The organism is Acidobacteriota bacterium (assembly GCA_003225175.1).
GTDB lineage: Bacteria > Acidobacteriota > Terriglobia > Terriglobales > Acidobacteriaceae > Gp1-AA112.
In genome coordinates this window covers 1-16,616 of the sequence record QIBA01000124.1, presented here as the reverse complement: position 1 = coordinate 16,616, position 16,616 = coordinate 1, and the positions used below count along the sequence as shown (strand labels likewise).

Sequence of the window (16,616 nt, the reverse complement as noted above, 5' to 3'; positions counted from 1 at the left end):
TGCTCATCTGACGGAATCAGCAGGTTGAGGAACATTCTGATTCTCGACTGCAGCAGTTCCTTTTGCATTTGGTCGCCATTCTCGTTGCTTACATTGTCGGATCCGTCGCTGATCAGATACAGGAGATCGCCGGGGCGAACAGGTTGAAGAGTGGCGAGGGCGGCATGGATGGCGTCGTAGAGGCGCGTTCTCGATTTGGGAACCACGCTGGAGAAGAGCTGGGTGACGGCCTGAATGGCTTGTGGCCGGGCCGTGTCGAGCGAGACGAGCCGCAGAATGTCGGTGTCGAAGGAGATTACCTCGACGGGAATCTGCGTTGGCAGGCGGTTGAGCAGGGCAAGCGTGGCTTCGCGGGCGATGTGCCAGCGTAGTCCGCTCATGCTGCCGCTGTGATCGACGAGGATCACGAGCCGATGGCGCAGAGGATCGCGCACGCTGGACTCAACCTGCGCGGGCTTGCCGTTGAGCTCGGCGACGAAATTGGATGCGGCCAGACCGGAAACAACCTGATCGTGCCTGGTTAGCACCGAGACGTGCGCGTGCACTTCGGTGCAAGGCGGAGCAGACTCTCCAGGCGCAAGCGTGGCGGAAAACCAGAGCAGGAGCAGCGGCAACATAGGCTACAGGGAATAGGTTACAGGGGAGAGGGCAGGCCAAGCAGCCAACACCAAAACACAAGATCCTTCGACTCCGGCGTCCCCCGCGCTGACCCCATCGACCGCAACACCGGCGCTCGACGGGGCCCCAAACGCGCGGGTCCCTCCTGCGCTCAGGATGACTGGGACAGGTAACAGGGAACAGGGGACAGGAAGAATCGGGTGATCGGGTGAAGTAAACCGGCAGTTAGCGATTAGCAATTAGCAATTAGCAAAGGCAAACGGCGAGAACCTAGGGAGAGGTTCTCATCACCGACTGTCTCAGCCTGAAATCCCGCGCGTTCCAAAATCGACCGATATTCAACTGGCAGATTCTCATCTACTTTGAACTTCAAGCTCTGGTTTCCAGAGGAAGAGTCACGGTGCCCTCACGAGTGAGTTCCGCAGCATAGGACAGCGCGGCTTCAATGTCTGCTTCGATTAGCGCCGGGTAACTTTGCAATATGTCCTGGTGAGAGAGCCCGGCTGCGAGGTTGTCCACGATCACAGATACCATCACGCGTGTTCCGCGAATGCACGCTTTGCCGTGGCATATCGCGGGATTCACGCTAATGCGCTCGCGCCAAGTTTCCATGTGGTCATCCTAGCAGGGAGAGCGAGCCGTCACGAAGGAAACGACCGAGGTCACGAAAATCAGGGAACAGGTTACAGGGAACAGGAAGATCGGGTGAAGTGAAGCGGCAATTAGCGATTAGCAATCAGCAATTAGCCAAAGGCAAACGGCGAGAACCTAGGGAAACAGGGGCCAGGGAAGACAAAGGACTAAGAGCAGATCCTTCCTCATCGGATGTCGGAGTCAGGACGTGATCGGGCCATCGGGTGAAGTAAGTCAGAACCGGCGGGGTAGCTAATTGCTAATCGCTAATTGCTAATCGCTGATTGCTCATCGCTGCCTCTCTTGACGCAACGCTCAAATTGGGATAGCAAGTAAGAGGAGAATGGCCTGGGAGAAATCAGCGCGATGACGATGACAATCGGGAGGTCGCTGGGTTTGGCATTCACTGATAATTCACTGTTAATTCCCTGTTCTTTTCGCGGCCTCCAGTGTTTACGCGGGTTTCACGTCGCGGAACAAATTCACTGTTATTTTCGCTGATAAATTCGCTGTTAATTCACTGTTACGCTCCGGATCAGCGAATTAACAGTGAAATCTGAAAGGCAGCAATTAGCAATCCGCAATTAGCTCAGACAAAGAATTACGTTCAATTCCTTCGGGTGGTCCTTCGCTTCGCTCAGGGGGTGAAGTGACTACCAACGCCAATCGAAGGTCATTGCCATCAGGGCCGAGACTTCAAGAGCATTATTCCCGTTCGCTTCCGGACAGGCACTTGCATTGCTGAACAGCTCAGCAATCCTGCCGGCTCCGCAAACCGTTGAATCCTAACCCTGCACTGAAGGCAAGGGAGTTGCACATTATGCTCTAGATATCCAAAGCAGGAGCTGTCTATCATGCGGGCGTTTCTCGAGGGGTTCTTGGAAGATAGTCGCTATGCGCTGCGGCTGCTGGTGCGAAATCCGGGATTTACGGCGGTTGCAACCCTCTCGCTTGCGCTCGGCATTGGCGCTAACAGCGCCATCTTTAGTCTGGCTGACGCTCTGCTCCTGCGTCCGCTTGCGATCTACCATCCCGATTCGGTAATGGCGGTTAGCACTGATCCCGTGACTGAATCGGGGACCATGGGCGGCGTCTCCTATCCGGACTATCGCGATTTGCGCGACAAGACGCAATCCTTTGATGGCTTGACATCGAATCAACTCATTCGAGCGAGTGTGGCGAAGTCGGCCGGCGATAGCGCTCAGCTGCGTGGCGCGCTTCTCGTTAGCGGCAACTTCTTTCAAGTGCTCGGGATCAAGCCGGAACTCGGCCGCGGCTTTCTTCCTGAAGAAGATGCGGTCGCGGGGAGAAATCCTGTTGCGGTGCTTGCTTACGATTTTTGGCGCACGGAATTCTCGTCGGATCCATCGATCGTTGGGCGCACGATTCGAATCAATGGAATTGATTTCGGCATCGTCGGGGTTGCGTCAAGAGATTTCACTGGAATCGATCAGTATGTGCGTCCGCATCTCTACATGCCTGCTGCGATGTCGCAGCGTCTGACCGCCAGCCCGGAGAATCCGATTGAGGATCGGAAGAACCACGGTTTCGACGTAAAAGGACGACTGAAGGCTGGTGTCACGCGCGAACAGGCTCAGGCCGAGCTGGCGACAATCTGGAAGGGCCTGGAGCCGCTGCACTCCGCCGCGGACCAAAATCGCGTGGTGCGAGTGCGCAGCGAACTTCAGGCGCGCGTGGTTCAGGATCCGCCCGATGCTTACCTCATTACGCTGCTAATGGTTCTGGTCGGTGTCGTCCTCATCATCGCGTGCGCTAATGTTGCCAATCTGCTGCTGGGGAGAGCTCGGGGACGCAGCCGCGAAATTGCAATCCGCCTTGCACTCGGTGTGTCTCGCAGTCGGCTATTGCGACAACTGCTTACGGAAAGCTTGTTATTGGCAGTTCTCGGAGCCATCGTCGGACTCGCCTTCGCGTATGGGGGTATACGTTTCTTGCAGACGATCCGCATTCCAACGGACCTGCCAATCATGATCTCGCCCCAACTCGACGGGCGAGTGCTGGTCTTCAGCTTTGCATGCGCAATTGCCAGTGCGATCGTCTTTGGCCTCGCCCCAGCGCTGCAAGCTTCTAAACCCGATCTGATACCCGCGCTCAAGAATACCGAGTCGGGACAAGGCGCGCATGGCCGGCTCATGGGACGTAATACGCTTGTGATCGCGCAGGTAGCGATGTCGATGGTTCTTCTCATCGCAACTGGCATGCTGATGGATGGCTTCCGCCATGCTCTCGTGTTCAGACCCGGATTTCGCACTGACCACATTCTGACGATGCAGTTCGACACGTCGCTTGTGCGCTACTCAGACGCGCAAAGCCATGATTTCTTCCGCAACCTTGTCGAACGCGCACGCGCATTGCCGGGGGTTCGCGGTCTTACCTTAAGCAGCACGATTCCTCTCTCCCCGGCACAGGAACTCGAGAGCGTGGTTCCCGAGGGCTATCGCTTTCCCAAGGAACAAGTGCGCGCAATCGTTCTGACCAGCATAGTGGATGAAAACTATTTTGACGTCATGCAGACGCGGCTTGTGCGCGGCCGTGCATTTGCGCCCACGGACAAAGAAGATTCAACGCCAGTAGTAATCGTCAACGAGGAGTTTGCGAAGGCCTACTGGCCCGGGCAGGACGCGATTGGCAGACGTCTGAGCATAGACAGAAAAAAGAACGTGTGGCTGCAAGTTGTGGGGATCGCAGAGACCGGGAAGTACACGTTCGCGGGCGAGCCTCCCACATCGTTTATTTACCTGCCCTTTGCGCAGAACCCACGCAAGAGCCTGTATCTGCTCACGAACAGCTACGCCGATCCGGCACTCCTGGCTGCTCCGCTGCGCGAACTCGTGCGCAGCCTGGATCCAGATCAGCCCGTCTTCAACGTTCGCACGATGGAGGACTTTTACCAGGTTCGCACAATATCTGTCATGCGCATGATTGTGGAAGTTGTGGGAACGATGGGCGCCGTTGGACTTTCGCTGGCACTCATTGGCCTCTACGGGCTAATCGCATTCTCGGTCGCGCGACGAACCCGCGAAATTGGTATTCGCATGGCGATCGGAGCGGCACGTTCCGATGTGCTGAACATGGTGCTGCGCCAGGGACTTAAGCTGTCAATGGCGGGAATCTGCATCGGCGGCTTGATCAGCGTGGCAGTCGCACGTGCCTTAACCGCAGGACTGGTTGGACTCGGCCATCCAAACTCGGCCACATACATGATCGTGCCGGTCGTACTCTTCCTGGTCACTCTTGCTTCCTGTTATCTCCCGGCCTTTCGAGCTTCGCGCACAGATCCGATGGTGGCGCTCAGGTATGAGTGACATAAACGGCTACGGCAGATGTGCCCGCACGGGTGGGCCGGATCCACGTTTGAAGTTTCTATAGCTCTGGCTGGATCGTCTTTGCCTGCTCCCATGTGATCCGTTCTTTGCGGCGATATGAGAGATTGGCCATGTGTCCTGCTACAGCAGAAAGATAACCAGTCTCCACTGATGCATTTGGCTGCTTGCGCGAGCGAATGCAGTCCACCCAGTTCTGCATGTGGTTCTGGTCAGGAGTGTTGCCGGTGAGGGCCGCGCCATTCTTGCGATTTGCTTTTTCAGGGAAGTAGCGCGTCGCGGATTCCGACTTGCCCGTGACCATGTTTTGTTCGCCGGCAACGTGCTCGATGGTGCCATCGCTGCCAAGAATGTGTTCGCCCAGTCCGTAGCGGCTGTTACTGAACGTGGACTGCCAGTTCACAACGAGATCATTGGGGAAGTCGAAGCTGATGGCAATGGTGTCGGGAACTTCGCGCCCGTCCTTCTCGGAAAAGACGCCGCCAGTCATATATGCGGCAGTGGGAACTGGAAGATCGAGGAGAGTCATGATCCACGCGATCTGGTGAACCAGGTTCTCCGTTACGTTTCCACCAGAGAATTCCCAGAACAATCGCCAGTTGATGAATTTATTTGCGTCGAATGGCTGTGAAGGACGGCCATTCAGGAAGGCGTCCCATTTCACATTTTGCGCAGTGCAGTCTGCTGGGATCGCGCGCACCCATTGCCCTTTGCCATGCGGAGAATTGCGGCTCATCCAGGACTCGACCATGGTTACTTTGCCGATGACCCCGTCCTTAATCCACTTCTTCGCGTCTGCAAGTGAACCATCACTCTCATGCTGAAGACCGATCTGCACCACGCGGTCGGAGTTCTTCGCTGCCTTCAGGCAGTCTTCCGCTTCGGGAATCGACCAGGTCATGGTCTTTTCGGAATAGAGATCCTTGCCGGCGGCGAGCGCGTCTTGAAAATGGCGAGCATGAATATGCAGCGGACTGGCGACGATTACGGCATCGATATCTTTCTGGTCGAGCAATCGTCGGTGGTCATCGTATGTCTGGATGTTTGGGACTACGGCTCGCGCTTCGGTAAAGCGGCGAGGATAGATGTCCGCCATCGCCACGACATCAACATTCGGTACAGCGACGATTTGTCTCAGCAACTCACTACCTCGTCCGCCGACGCCAATCATGCCGATTCGTACCCGGTCGTTTGCGCCGAGCACGCGCGGTGGATAGACCATCAACGCCGCTGTTCCCATTGCCGCCTGTTTTATGAAATCACGCCTTGCAATTGATCTGTCTGACACGTTCCCCTCCCAGACTGGTAATTTTTTTGATCTCGTTGCACTGCCGTAGCTCGCACAATCTGCATTGAAGCTGCAATCAGCGGGTAGAGATGGTTTCGAGTTGACGCGCGGAGAGATAAATCGCCTCAACCAATGCAAGACTCCGCCGTCCTTCTTCGCCATCGCAGACGGGAGCTCCTCCCGTTTCGATACTTCTTACAAAATCGTCAATCATGCGCTGATGCCCGCGCACGTCGCTTACTACTGGTGAATTCGCGCTCGGATTCTGATCGGCCGGTTCCACCTCCTGCGTGTCGTGGGACGGAGTCTTCAGATCCACGCGGGTTATGTGATCTTGTTCCAGGCACACAGTGCCTTCCGAGCCAGTGACTTCGACGCGACGCGCATAGCCGGGATAGGCCGCCGTCGTTGCCTGCAACACTCCTACTGCGCCGTTGGCGAACTCGAGCGTTGCAACGCACGTGTCCTCGGACTGGATTTCGTGAAGCGCCGTTTTGGTAACCGCCTGCACGCGATCGATGCCGCCGAGCAGGTAAAGGAGCAAATCGACTGTGTGAATGCCCTGGTTCATCAGCGCCCCGCCGCCGTCGAGGCTCGCCGTCCCGCGCCATTTCGAATTCGAGTAATACTCGGGCGGACGATACCACTTTACCGAAGCCTCTACTAAAAGGATGCGGCCGAGCTTGCCGGATTTGATCCGATCGCGAAGCCGAAGAATGTCTGGCTTAAGACGATCCTGAAACAGGACGCCAAGCTTGACTCCATTCGTCTTCGCAGATCTTATGAGTTGATCAGCGCGTTGAGTACTGACATCGATTGGCTTCTCCACCAGCACATGCAGACCCTGTTCACAGGCTGCGATGCCTTCCTTCGCGTGAACACCCGAAGGACTGCCAATGATCACAAGGTCCAGCGGACGATGTCCCAGGAATTCGCGAAGATCGTTGAAGGCACTGAGTCCGTACTTTTCAGCCAACGCCTTTACTTTGCTTGCATTGGTTCCGACAACTGCAGTAGGACGAAGCTGTGGAATGGCTTGGGCAGCGCGAATGTGAGTGTCGGTAATATTGCCGCCGCCGATGAATCCCACATTCAGCATTTGAGTTACGACAGAGCTCCAGCCTCTTGCAATTCCTTTTTCATGCCGGCCCAGCTCTGGCGAGTAGATTCTTCAGGTGTGCTGGCGCCGCGCCAATGAGTTTCCAGGCTGGTGGCGTACTTATAGCCTTGTTGTTTCAGAGCGCGGAACTGTCCAGTCCAGTCGATTGTCCCGCGTCCCATGGCCGCCCATTCCTGGCCGCTCCCGGCTGGTTTCTTCTGAATGTCTTTGCAGTGAACATGGCCGATTCGATCCTTCGGCAACTTGTTATATCCATCTGGAAACGCGTTCTCCCCACGCATCGCCGCGTTGCCTGGATCCCAGTTGACCATGAAGTTCGAGGCTTGGACAGCCGACAGAGTCCGTGCCGCTTCCGCGCCCGTTGCGGTGTTGCACGCGTATTCGTTTTCCAGAATAAGAATGATGTTCTTCTTGGCGGCTTTGTCCGCGGCTTCGCGTAGCTTGTCGTCAATGGCAGCGCGGTACGGAGTCTGATCGTCCAGCCGCCAGAAATCAAAAATGCGAACTCGATCCGTATTGAACGCCTTCGCTAATTCGAAGGAACGATCGAGCATCTCGTCCTGCTGCTTGAACGTGTAGTCCGCGTTGAAGCTGTCGTGCTTTTCCCTAACCTTGGACAGCGGTGCGCCAGGCCAATCCACTTTGAAGATCGGACTCGCAATGTCCGTCACGCGCATCTTCGCACGTTCGAGTATTTGCCGAGCCTGGTCGATCTCCTTGGAATCCAGCTTCATGATGTTCTTGTTCCACATCTCGCGCACTTCGATCCACTGCATGCCGAACTCGCGGGAGGCAACGTCCACGGCATGGCCGAAGTCCTGGCTAATCTCGTCGTTAATGACTGCGACCCGAAATGGGGAGTTCATAGGCTGATCCCCAAACGGTCATGAAGGTAGTTCTTGCTGATCAAAGCTGCGTCCTTAGCTGAGCGAGAAGGATCGGGAACGGCATCGAGTTCGATCACGCACCAGCCGCGGAAATTGATATCTTCCAGAGCCTTGAAGGTGGCAGGCACATCGACGCGTCCGCGCCCCAGTTCGACAAAGCGGAAATCGCGGCCGCGCGACGATTGCTCCTTCGGAATCGTCTCAACATCCTTTATGTGCATAAAAAGAAGACGCTCGCGATACTTATGAATCGCCTTCACCGGATCGCCTCCACCCTGCACGTAATGAGCGATGTCGAGTTCCAGCTTTACGTAGCGCGGATCGCTCGCGTCCAGAACGCGATCGACTTCTTCCGGACTCTGACCCATAGTCTCCATATGATTGTGATAGCCAACCTTTACTCCGAAGTCTGCCGCGCGCTTTCCAATTTCCGTGATTCTCTTGCCCAGGATTTTGTAGTCGGTGGCGGTGACCGCGCGCTTCGGCTTCGCGTCGATGAGCTGCAGGTACAAGCTGCCGGCGTCGTGCGCATACTTCGCGTTGGCTGCGTGCTTTGCGATCTCCTGGTCTTCGGGGGATTCAATGCTGACATTGCCACTCGATAGAGCCACCATCGTGAGATGGTGCTGCTGAAGCAGATCGCGAAGCTCGTTCGCATTCGGGAATTCCTTCAGAACATCCGAACGCAGCTGAATGCCAGGAAAGCCAAGCGCGGCAATGTCTTCAATTGCCTGCCGGTCATTGCCACCCCAAGTGATCGAAGCATATCCAAATTTCAGATCCGCCGGCGCCGCCGAAATGGGAGTATCGAAATAGGACAGATCCATCGGCGGATACAGCGGCTCAAAGGCGGCGAGGGCAGGCTTGGGAAGCGCCGCCAAAGCCGCGGCCGCGATGGCGCCGTTCAGAAAATCACGACGGGAAAACGAGGACATTCCTTGCGGGCTCCTTCTTCAGAGTTCGAACAATCAATAACATTACCGCTCCGTTGGTGCAGAAGTCCATTTCGTCCCGACTTCGGCAACTAGGAGAGAGCGCAGGTGCAGGTGATTCGTTGCGGTGAAGAATTGGCCGGATCAATTTTATTGACCCGGCCTACTAGGTTAGAACGTGAACTTTGCACTCAACTCCAGGCTTCGGTTTCCATCGCCGATTCCCTGGCTATTGGTACTTCCAGTGCCTGTGATGTGTCCAAAAGTCGTAGTCAGGTGAGTGATGTCGGTATCAGGGTTGCTGAAATGAGGTGTATTGGTAACGCTGAAGGCCTCAGCCTTAAATTCCAATCCCATGCGCTCGCCGATCGGGAAACTGCGGAACACCCCTGCGTCGAGATTGAAAAACCCCGGTCCGCTCAAGGCGTAACGGGCCATATTACCGAGTACTCCATTGGCGACCACCGGACAGCCTGCGGGAAGATTTGATTGTCCGACTGGGCAGAAGGATGAAGGATCGAACCATAGCCTGCTATCGATTCCACCCAGCACCTGGAAAGGAGCGATCTGGATAGGTGTCTGTGCCGTGCCATTGGCAGCCAGTGAGCTGCCACTGGCAGTGAAGTGAAGCGGGGTGCCGCTCATTCTGGTTAGCACTCCGCTGACGCCCCAGCCGCCTACGAGCCAACTCGCCCAGCCAGATTGCAGAAAGTGTTTGTTCTTGCCAAACGGCAGTTCGTACACGTAACTCTGCACGAAGGTGTGGGCCCGGTTCTTACTTTCCACCGAATAGTTGCGCCGGAAATCAGTGTAATACGAGGCTGCACCATCATCGGCATTCGTATCTGACCGGTACGCGAGCGCCTTCGCCCAGGTGTAAGCCGTTGTCAGCAGGAAGCCGTTCTTCCATTTTCGGTCGAACTTTATTTGTAGCGAGTTGTAGTTCGAGGTAGTTGGTTTAAACAAAAACGTCGTGGAACCAGATCGCCCGAATTGATTGCACAACGGCCGAGTACTGCTACCCTGCACACAGTCGCTCGCTTGCACTGTGCCGTTAGCATTCAATGACGGAGCGGTCGCTGCATTCAGGTTGAAAGCAACGGGGATCTTCACACCATGGTTCCCGACATAGGCCATGTCTAATACGAAGTTCCCTGGAAGCGCCTGCTGCACCGCGACATTCCAGGACTCAACATAGGGCTGCTGGAAATGCTTGTCGACAACGTTGTAGGACTCGCTGGGATTCGGAATAACTGTGCCGGCGGACGAGATCGCAACTGGCGTTGGCGCCGGGAAGCCGTTAGCCATTGTCGCTGGTTGTCCATTCAGCAAGGGAATGGCGAAACTGTTGCCCTGCTTGGAATCCTGGTTTTGCCGAATCGGGAAGTTGAATGCGTATGCATTGTTCGTGAATGGTTCGTAGCTGATACCAAAACCACCTCGGAATACCGTCTGATCGGTGAAGCGGTAGGCGAGCCCGAAGCGTGGCGCAAAATATTTGTAATAAGTCTCACGCCCAAGGTTGAGAGGATTTCCGGCGACGCCGGCGATCACCAAAACGTTTTGCGTCGGATCGTAGTTGGAGTACCTGCCGGGGCGACTAGGAGTTGCCGGCAAATACAGTTCCCAGCGCAAGCCAGCGTCAACCGTCAGTCGATTTGTCATGTGCCAGGTATCCTGGCCGAAAAAGAATGCTTCTGTTTCTCGCCAGGAACCAGAGACGAGAGAGACATCGCGGCCGACTTCGGTCGGAGCGTCGATCAGCAATGCCGCGAAATTGTTTGCAACGGTAGTCGGCGAAGAGCCCTTGGTTGTGCATCCCGGCGAAGTCGCAGTCGGACAATTGAGTTGGGTGGTACCTGTTCCGAAATCAATTCGACCACGTGGTGAGAACGTCTGGGCTTGCACAAGATCGTCGCGAAGTCGGCGAATGTCCGCGCCCCACTTGAATGCGTGATTGCCGTGGATCTTGGTCCAGCTATTCACGATGTTGATGTTCGTTTCTCCGCGATCCCACGGCTCTGAAGCGGAATAGCCAACGAGTGGATTATCGCCGTTGGTGCCCAGGATACGGATTCCGACCAAGCCGCTTGTGAAATTATCCAGGTTCACTCCTTGAACGCCGATTGCGTCCGAAGCCTTTGTGCCGTAATCCGACTGATGAACAATGTTGCGGTAGTGGCTAATTCCGGCCCGGACTTCCGTCACCAGGGTGGGAGTGAAAATGTGCGTTTCATTTACCGCTCCGCTTTGCTCGGTTTGAGTTCCTGTGCCGTGGAATCCTCCGTTCGCGGGACCGCCCGCCACTCCGAAGATTGGTTGTTGAAAAACATTTTGCACGGCGCGACTGAAACGAAAGGCAAGCCGATCATTCATTCCCAAGTTGTGGTCAATCTTCGCGTCAAAAGAATTCGGCGTTTTCCTCAGTTGGGTGTTCTGTACATAGTTGTTCGTAAGCCCCTGAAGATTGGTATTGGCGCGTGGTATCAGCGCAAGGATCTTCTGTGCGATGGGGCTGATTCGATTGGGGCAAATGACGTTCGCCACTCCATTACACGAAAACTGCTGGCGGCCGGAACCGTCTGCATTGCCCGTGGTCGGATCATAGATATTGGAACCGGTGACTCGCATATCGCCGTTGCGAAATGCGTCGGTAGGCACTGTCTGCTGATTGAACTGACCGCGGATGTCGCTGATGCGAAGCAGATCAAAGAAGAAAAAGGTCTTGTCTTTAAAGATAGGCCCACCGATGGTGCCACCGTAATAGTTGTAAGTGCTTCGCGCAAAAGGGTTCGGCGCGCGATTGAAGTAACTGCGGCTGGCTAAGGCGCTCACACGGTTGTATTCGTACAGGGACCCGTGGAAGCGGTTTGTTCCAGACTTTAATATGACGTTGGTGACCGCGCCGCCGACGCGACCGAACTCTGCTGTGTAGTTGCTCGTCGTCACATCAACGGTCTGAATAGCCTCGGCCGGTGGCACGTAGATTTGCAGTAGCCCTGTGCGCTCGTCATCGTTCACGCCTTCAATTGCAAGCTGGTTGTACTCGCGGGATTGGCCGTTCACTTCCGTCGAGAGCGTGTCTTGCGCGTTGAAGAACTGGGAATGTTGGGTCCACGGCCGCACGGTGCCGGGAATTAGCGTGAGCAGACTCTGGAAATTGCGATTCGCCCCGCCGATCGGCAATTGCGCCAGTTGCGTCGAGTCGATCTTTGAGCCGACATCGGCGCGATCGGTTTGCAGTATCGGCGCCGCGGCTGTGACTTCGACAGTTTCCGTCACATTGCCGGGCTGCATTGTCAGGTCCGCGCGAACCGAGCTATTCACGTCGACGCGCAGGTCAGACCGGCTCTCCTTTTTGAAACCATGAGCTTCGGCGAGGACTGAGTACGTCCCTGGAGGCAGATTGGCGAATGTGTAGTTTCCGCTCGAGTTGGATTCAGTGGCTCGAGCGATTCCCGTAGACGTCTCAGTTGCGGTTATCTTGGCTGCCGCGACCACGGCGCCGGATGAATCGGATACGGTCCCTAGTAATGTGCCGTTGACCGCTTGTCCGAATAATTGAACTGTGGTGATTGAGATTACGCACGCTGCAAGCATCAAAACTCTACAGGCTCTTGTCTTACTGAACATTGCTCCTCCTGGCCCGTTTTTTACTGCGAAACGGAGTTGTTCTGTTGTTGGTCGAGCATGTTCTATGAGGCTGGTATTCACTGTCAAGACATACAGAAAAATCGATTTAGGAAAACTGTATAACGAGGGTGACTGCGAATGACGAGGTGGAGGAAGCACCGCCGAGAACGAAAGCTATCGAGAGAAGAACGCTTCCAGGTGACTCTGGCAGTGACGGCGAGACTTACTGAGTCGCCGCCACCAATCTGCTCGGAATCACGCAGATAGGATTACGCCATGTTTCCGATCGCCACCACGAAATAGTTTGCAGGAGTCGTTCCCACGTTCTTGATGCCGTGCAAGTCGTTGCCTGTGGCCAGTCCTACTCCACCGGGGCCGAGGCGGTGGGTTTGGCCATTGATCGTCAATTCGACAGTTCCTTCACGAATGAGCCAGAACTCGCTGTGCGCGTGCCTGTGAGCGGCATGCGGCATCTCTCCGGGATCAAGAGTGGTCTCGTGTACCTCCACATGCTCTCCGGTTGAGATCTTGCCGTTGACCACTGGACGAGTCGTGTGTCCACCGCTGGTCTTCGCCTGAAGATCCTCAAAAGGCCACGTGCGGGAAGACAGCGTCTGATCGTTGGCAGCCCATGACTTCGTAAGAGCCAGCAGAGGTAACAACGAGCACACTTCGCGACGGTTCATCGTGAAAGCCTCCAGTGAGAGTTCGCGTTACGCGATATATTGTCGAACTGCGGCCAGGCATCGGTCTGGCTTGGCGACGCACATTGTAAGACGGTTTTCATTGTATGAACTCTTTGCGGCTGATCCTCATCCTGCTCCTCGCGAGTTCGCTTCTCGCTCAGACGGAAGCGCAGCGTCCGCGAATTCTTGGTGTGGCTCACGTCGCGCTTTACACAAGTGATCTGGCGAAAGCGCGCATTTTTTATGAGGACTTCCTGGGCTTTCAAGAGCCGTTCACGCTCAAGCGCGATGATGGCTCCATTCGCATTGCGTTCGTCAAAGTTAACGATGAGCAGTACGTTGAGTTGTTCACAGATCCTGCAAAAGAGGACGGTCAGCTCAATCACGTAGCCATCTATACCGATAACGCGCAGCAGATGCGCGATTATCTTGCTGCGCATGGAATCAAAGTGCCGGCAACAGTACCGAAAGGGAAGACCGGAAACTACAACTTCACAATTCAGGATCCCGATGGACACAAACTCGAAATTGTCCAATATCTTTCCGACAGCCGGACGGGCAAGAACCAAGGCAAGTTCGTTCCTGCGACGCGAATCTCCAACCGCATTCTGCACGCAGGATTTCTCGTGCGCGATCTCGACGCTTCGTTGAAGTTTTATCGCGACCTGCTCGGCTTCCAGGAGTTCTGGCGCGGCAGCTCAAACGGCATACAGCTAAGCTGGGTTAACATGCGCGTGCCCGATGGCGAGGACTACGTAGAGTTCATGCTGTATACAGGCACGCCATCCGCACAAGATCGTGGAGTAAAGAATCATCTTTCGCTCGAAGTTCCCGACATTGGCAAAGCTGTGCAAGATCTCGAACAACGACCCGCACGCAAGCTCTACACCCGGGAAATCAAGACGCAAGTTGGAAAGAATCGCAAACGGCAGGCGAATCTATTCGATCCTGATGGCACTCGGGTGGAACTTATGGAACCCAAGACCGTCGATGGTCAGCCGGCTCCGTCTTCCACCGCTCCGCCGCCAAAATAACGGGGAAATCTGCCTTCCGGACACGATCTTTCAACCTTAGGATTAGCGCCGGTAAATGGCCAAACCTGTGGCAACTTGAACGATCGACTCCATGCTCCTGCGGACAGCGGACTTCGAGGCGCTGTTTGGCACGAACAGAACATCTTCATTTTCCAAGGCGATGTCGGGGGCTTTCGCCGCCATAATCTGCTTTAACTCGACCGGAATTTCCTGCAATTTGCCGTCTTTGCGGCGAATAATGCGTACATTTTTTGTGGAAGCGGTGGGATTCACTCCTTGTGCCAGCGCTATAGCCTGCAAAACAGTCAGATTTTCATCATTATTCATTACGTATCCGCCCGGAGTTTTTACGTCGCCGCTCACATAGACGATTCCAGCGCGCGACACCATGACTGTGTCTCCAGGCTGCAAAAACAGATTTTGCGCCAAGGCTTGCTTCGGATCCTGTGACAAAAGCACCGCATTTCCCGCACTCGGACGCTCGCGATGACTGATATAAATCGTCTTTCCCGCGCGGTTTGTAGTGCCGCCAGCCGCAGAAAGCGCGTCGAAGAGTCGCGGGGAGCCGAGCAGCGGATAAATTCCCGGATGCGCGACCTCTCCCAACACGGAAATTCCTTGCGTCGCGAACTCTTTTACAAGGATATTCACGTGCGGATCGCGCATGAATCCGCCACTTAGAAGCCGCTGTTCCAGGTCTTTCTGCGCCTGTTCTGCGGTTAATCCAGCGACTTTCGCAGCGCCAATGAGCGGAACTGTGATATCTCCAGCGCCGCTAACACGCAATGTTCCGCTCAATTCCGGCGCTGCGAAAACCTTCAATTCCAGCAAATCTCCTGGCCCAATTCTCGGATCGGAGGTTGACGGCTTCGAAACTGCGTCGTCAGCAACCCTGTCAACCCTCTTTCCCGAGGATTTCGCGTAAGAATCGGCGCTGATCTGCGCGGAATTTTGCGCCAAAAGAAGGCTTTGGATAACGGGAAACGACGCCAGAATCGCACAGCAAAGCATCACAAAGCGACGCGTAAGCATGGGAAGTGCGGGATTCTAGCACGCAAAGTAGAGACGCAGCACGGCTGCTTCGCTCGGCTAATCCGCCGGTTCGGCGACGAATTCCGGCAAACTAAGCTCGCGATGGTAGTCGATAAACCGCGTTGCGCCCTCGCTGCCGAGATATTTTTGCTGCGCTTTGCGATCGCTTTTGCGCAAATCGACGACGATTAGACCGTCCAAAGTGTCGGAAAAACGCCCATCGACGTTGAACGCCAGCACTTCGCCGCCCATTTTTAGGTACTGTTTAAGCAGGACTGGGATGCCTTTGCCGTCAAATTCGAATTCCGAAATGGAACCAGAAAGCTCTGCCGGGTCCCTTACGAGCCGGTTAAAGGCGCTAATATCCCAATGTTTGAGCCTTGCCGAGCGGAATGGACGCCTTGGCTGCACCATTGCAGCCAGCGGATGCGTCGCAAATTGCGCTTGAAAGAACTGATACATCAGCGTACGCGACGCTGGAGCGTACGAATTCGAGATGCTAACCGCGCCAAAAAGCACCGGAAACGCCGGATTTAGCGCCACATATCGCCCAATAGCCTTCCATAAAAGCAGCAATGGAGCGTACTGACGCTGATATTCAGGGCGCACAAACGACCTTCCCAGCTCGATTGCAGGTCCTAAGAGATCAAAAAAGTCGTCCTTAAAGCGGAAAAGCGTATTTGTATACAGGCCGTTAACGCCGAATTTGCGCCGAATATCCACTGTTCGCGCCAGCCTGTAAGCGCCAACGATCTCTTTTTGCGGCTTATTCCACACAAAAAGGTGCGTGTAATAGTCGTCGTAGCGGTCTAAATCGACCGATTTTCCCGTTCCCTCGCCCTCTGCGCGGAAACTTAACTCCCTCAAGCGCCCAATTTCGCGCAGAATGTGCGGGATTTCCGCCGCATGCGCGCAATAAACTCCGTATTCCTCGCTGTTGTCCAGGCACGCTGGAGACGGTAAAAGCGCGATCTCGCGCTCCAATTGCGCCCTTGGAACAGCGTCAGCAAGCGCTTCCGGCGCGGAAAGAAACGGTATTAACGGCAGTTTTGCGGCTTGTGAGCGCGGAGTTTGCGCAGTTTTGTCCTCTTCGGGAGCCGGTTTTGAGGCATTCGCGCGCCCTTTTGCGGCACGATTGGCTAGCAAATAAGTCTTCCAGCGCAGGAATTCGGTGCCTGTTGAAGCCGTCGGTTTGCGGTCGCCTGCCGCTGAGTGAGCCGGCCCAGAGGCGCTTGCAGCAGGAAGTTGCAGGCCGCCGGCCGGCAGCTTATTCCCAATTCGGACCTCAACCTCCGCGCCTTGCTTGCGCACAAACTCCTTGGCCAAACTCGCGGTCCGCAAACGCGGATGAACGCATCCCATCAGCTGAAACGCGGCGCTGTTTCGGCCGTCGATGAACACCGGCAGCG

At 55.4% G+C, this 16,616-nt stretch carries 12 protein-coding genes; 2 read left to right on the top strand and 10 right to left on the bottom strand.

Annotated features, from left to right (window positions below):
- Together DMG62_23210 and DMG62_23205 are read right to left on the bottom strand one after the other, a co-directional pair.
- On the bottom strand, positions 1-617 hold a 617-nt coding region (locus DMG62_23210), incomplete at its 3' end, for a hypothetical protein (protein ID PYY20558.1).
- 370 nt (positions 618-987) lie between these two features.
- Positions 988-1,230, bottom strand: a complete 243-nt coding sequence (locus tag DMG62_23205) for a hypothetical protein (GenBank protein PYY20557.1) — start codon at positions 1,228-1,230, stop codon at positions 988-990.
- 875 nt (positions 1,231-2,105) lie between these two features.
- On the opposite strand from DMG62_23205, the gene DMG62_23200 reads away from it, so the two are divergent.
- Positions 2,106-4,577 carry a hypothetical protein gene (locus DMG62_23200; GenBank protein PYY20556.1) on the top strand — a complete coding sequence of 824 codons (2,472 nt, stop codon included), beginning with the start codon at positions 2,106-2,108 and terminating at the stop codon, positions 4,575-4,577.
- Between the two features lie 58 nt (positions 4,578-4,635).
- On the opposite strand, the gene DMG62_23195 is transcribed toward DMG62_23200, so the two are convergent.
- The 6 genes from DMG62_23195 to DMG62_23170 form a co-directional block, all read right to left on the bottom strand.
- Entirely contained in the window at positions 4,636-6,045 is a 1,410-nt protein-coding gene (locus DMG62_23195; protein PYY20555.1) for a gfo/Idh/MocA family oxidoreductase, read from the bottom strand.
- Positions 5,960-6,982, bottom strand: coding sequence for a hypothetical protein (locus DMG62_23190; protein PYY20554.1), 1,023 nt, complete (start codon positions 6,980-6,982; stop codon positions 5,960-5,962). The genes DMG62_23195 and DMG62_23190 overlap by 86 nt, the downstream gene beginning before the upstream one ends.
- 5 nt (positions 6,983-6,987) lie before the next feature.
- Positions 6,988-7,869, bottom strand: coding sequence for a sugar phosphate isomerase (locus DMG62_23185; GenBank protein ID PYY20553.1), 882 nt, complete (start codon positions 7,867-7,869; stop codon positions 6,988-6,990).
- The gene (locus DMG62_23180) at positions 7,866-8,825 is read right to left on the bottom strand and encodes a xylose isomerase (GenBank protein ID PYY20552.1); all 960 of its coding nucleotides are present in this window, start codon (positions 8,823-8,825) and stop codon (positions 7,866-7,868) included. The genes DMG62_23185 and DMG62_23180 overlap by 4 nt, the downstream gene beginning before the upstream one ends.
- A 168-nt stretch (positions 8,826-8,993) precedes the next feature.
- On the bottom strand, positions 8,994-12,455 hold the full coding sequence (locus DMG62_23175; GenBank protein ID PYY20551.1) for a TonB-dependent receptor: 3,462 nt from the start codon (positions 12,453-12,455) through the stop codon (positions 8,994-8,996).
- A gap of 269 nt (positions 12,456-12,724) precedes the next feature.
- Positions 12,725-13,141 carry a cupin domain-containing protein gene (locus DMG62_23170; GenBank protein PYY20550.1) on the bottom strand — a complete coding sequence of 139 codons (417 nt, stop codon included), beginning with the start codon at positions 13,139-13,141 and terminating at the stop codon, positions 12,725-12,727.
- Positions 13,142-13,245: 104 nt separating this feature from the next.
- Here DMG62_23170 and DMG62_23165 point away from each other — a divergent pair, with 104 nt between their 5' ends.
- Complete coding sequence (locus DMG62_23165; GenBank protein PYY20549.1) at positions 13,246-14,175, top strand: bleomycin resistance protein; 930 nt, start codon at positions 13,246-13,248, stop codon at positions 14,173-14,175.
- Between the two features lie 42 nt (positions 14,176-14,217).
- Here the strand turns inward: DMG62_23165 and DMG62_23160 are convergent, their stop codons facing one another.
- Complete coding sequence (locus tag DMG62_23160) at positions 14,218-15,207, bottom strand: polysaccharide export protein (GenBank protein PYY20548.1); 990 nt, start codon at positions 15,205-15,207, stop codon at positions 14,218-14,220.
- Positions 15,208-15,264: 57 nt separating this feature from the next.
- On the bottom strand, positions 15,265-16,616 hold a 1,352-nt coding region (locus DMG62_23155), incomplete at its 5' end, for a glycerol acyltransferase (GenBank protein ID PYY20547.1).

Bases quoted from the DNA above. Each gene is read 5' to 3' on its own strand.
- DMG62_23170 (PYY20550.1), bottom strand. From the start codon at position 13,141: ATGAACCGTCGCGAAGTGTGCTCGTTGTTACCTCTGCTGGCTCTTACG.
- DMG62_23165 (PYY20549.1), top strand. From the start codon at position 13,246: ATGAACTCTTTGCGGCTGATCCTCATCCTGCTCCTCGCGAGTTCGCTT.
- DMG62_23205 (PYY20557.1), bottom strand. From the start codon at position 1,230: ATGGAAACTTGGCGCGAGCGCATTAGCGTGAATCCCGCGATATGCCAC.
- DMG62_23180 (PYY20552.1), bottom strand. From the start codon at position 8,825: ATGTCCTCGTTTTCCCGTCGTGATTTTCTGAACGGCGCCATCGCGGCC.
- DMG62_23200 (PYY20556.1), top strand. From the start codon at position 2,106: ATGCGGGCGTTTCTCGAGGGGTTCTTGGAAGATAGTCGCTATGCGCTG.
- DMG62_23195 (PYY20555.1), bottom strand. From the start codon at position 6,045: ATGGCGAAGAAGGACGGCGGAGTCTTGCATTGGTTGAGGCGATTTATC.
- DMG62_23190 (PYY20554.1), bottom strand. From the start codon at position 6,982: ATGCTGAATGTGGGATTCATCGGCGGCGGCAATATTACCGACACTCAC.
- DMG62_23160 (PYY20548.1), bottom strand. From the start codon at position 15,207: ATGCTTACGCGTCGCTTTGTGATGCTTTGCTGTGCGATTCTGGCGTCG.
- DMG62_23185 (PYY20553.1), bottom strand. From the start codon at position 7,869: ATGAACTCCCCATTTCGGGTCGCAGTCATTAACGACGAGATTAGCCAG.
- DMG62_23175 (PYY20551.1), bottom strand. From the start codon at position 12,455: ATGTTCAGTAAGACAAGAGCCTGTAGAGTTTTGATGCTTGCAGCGTGC.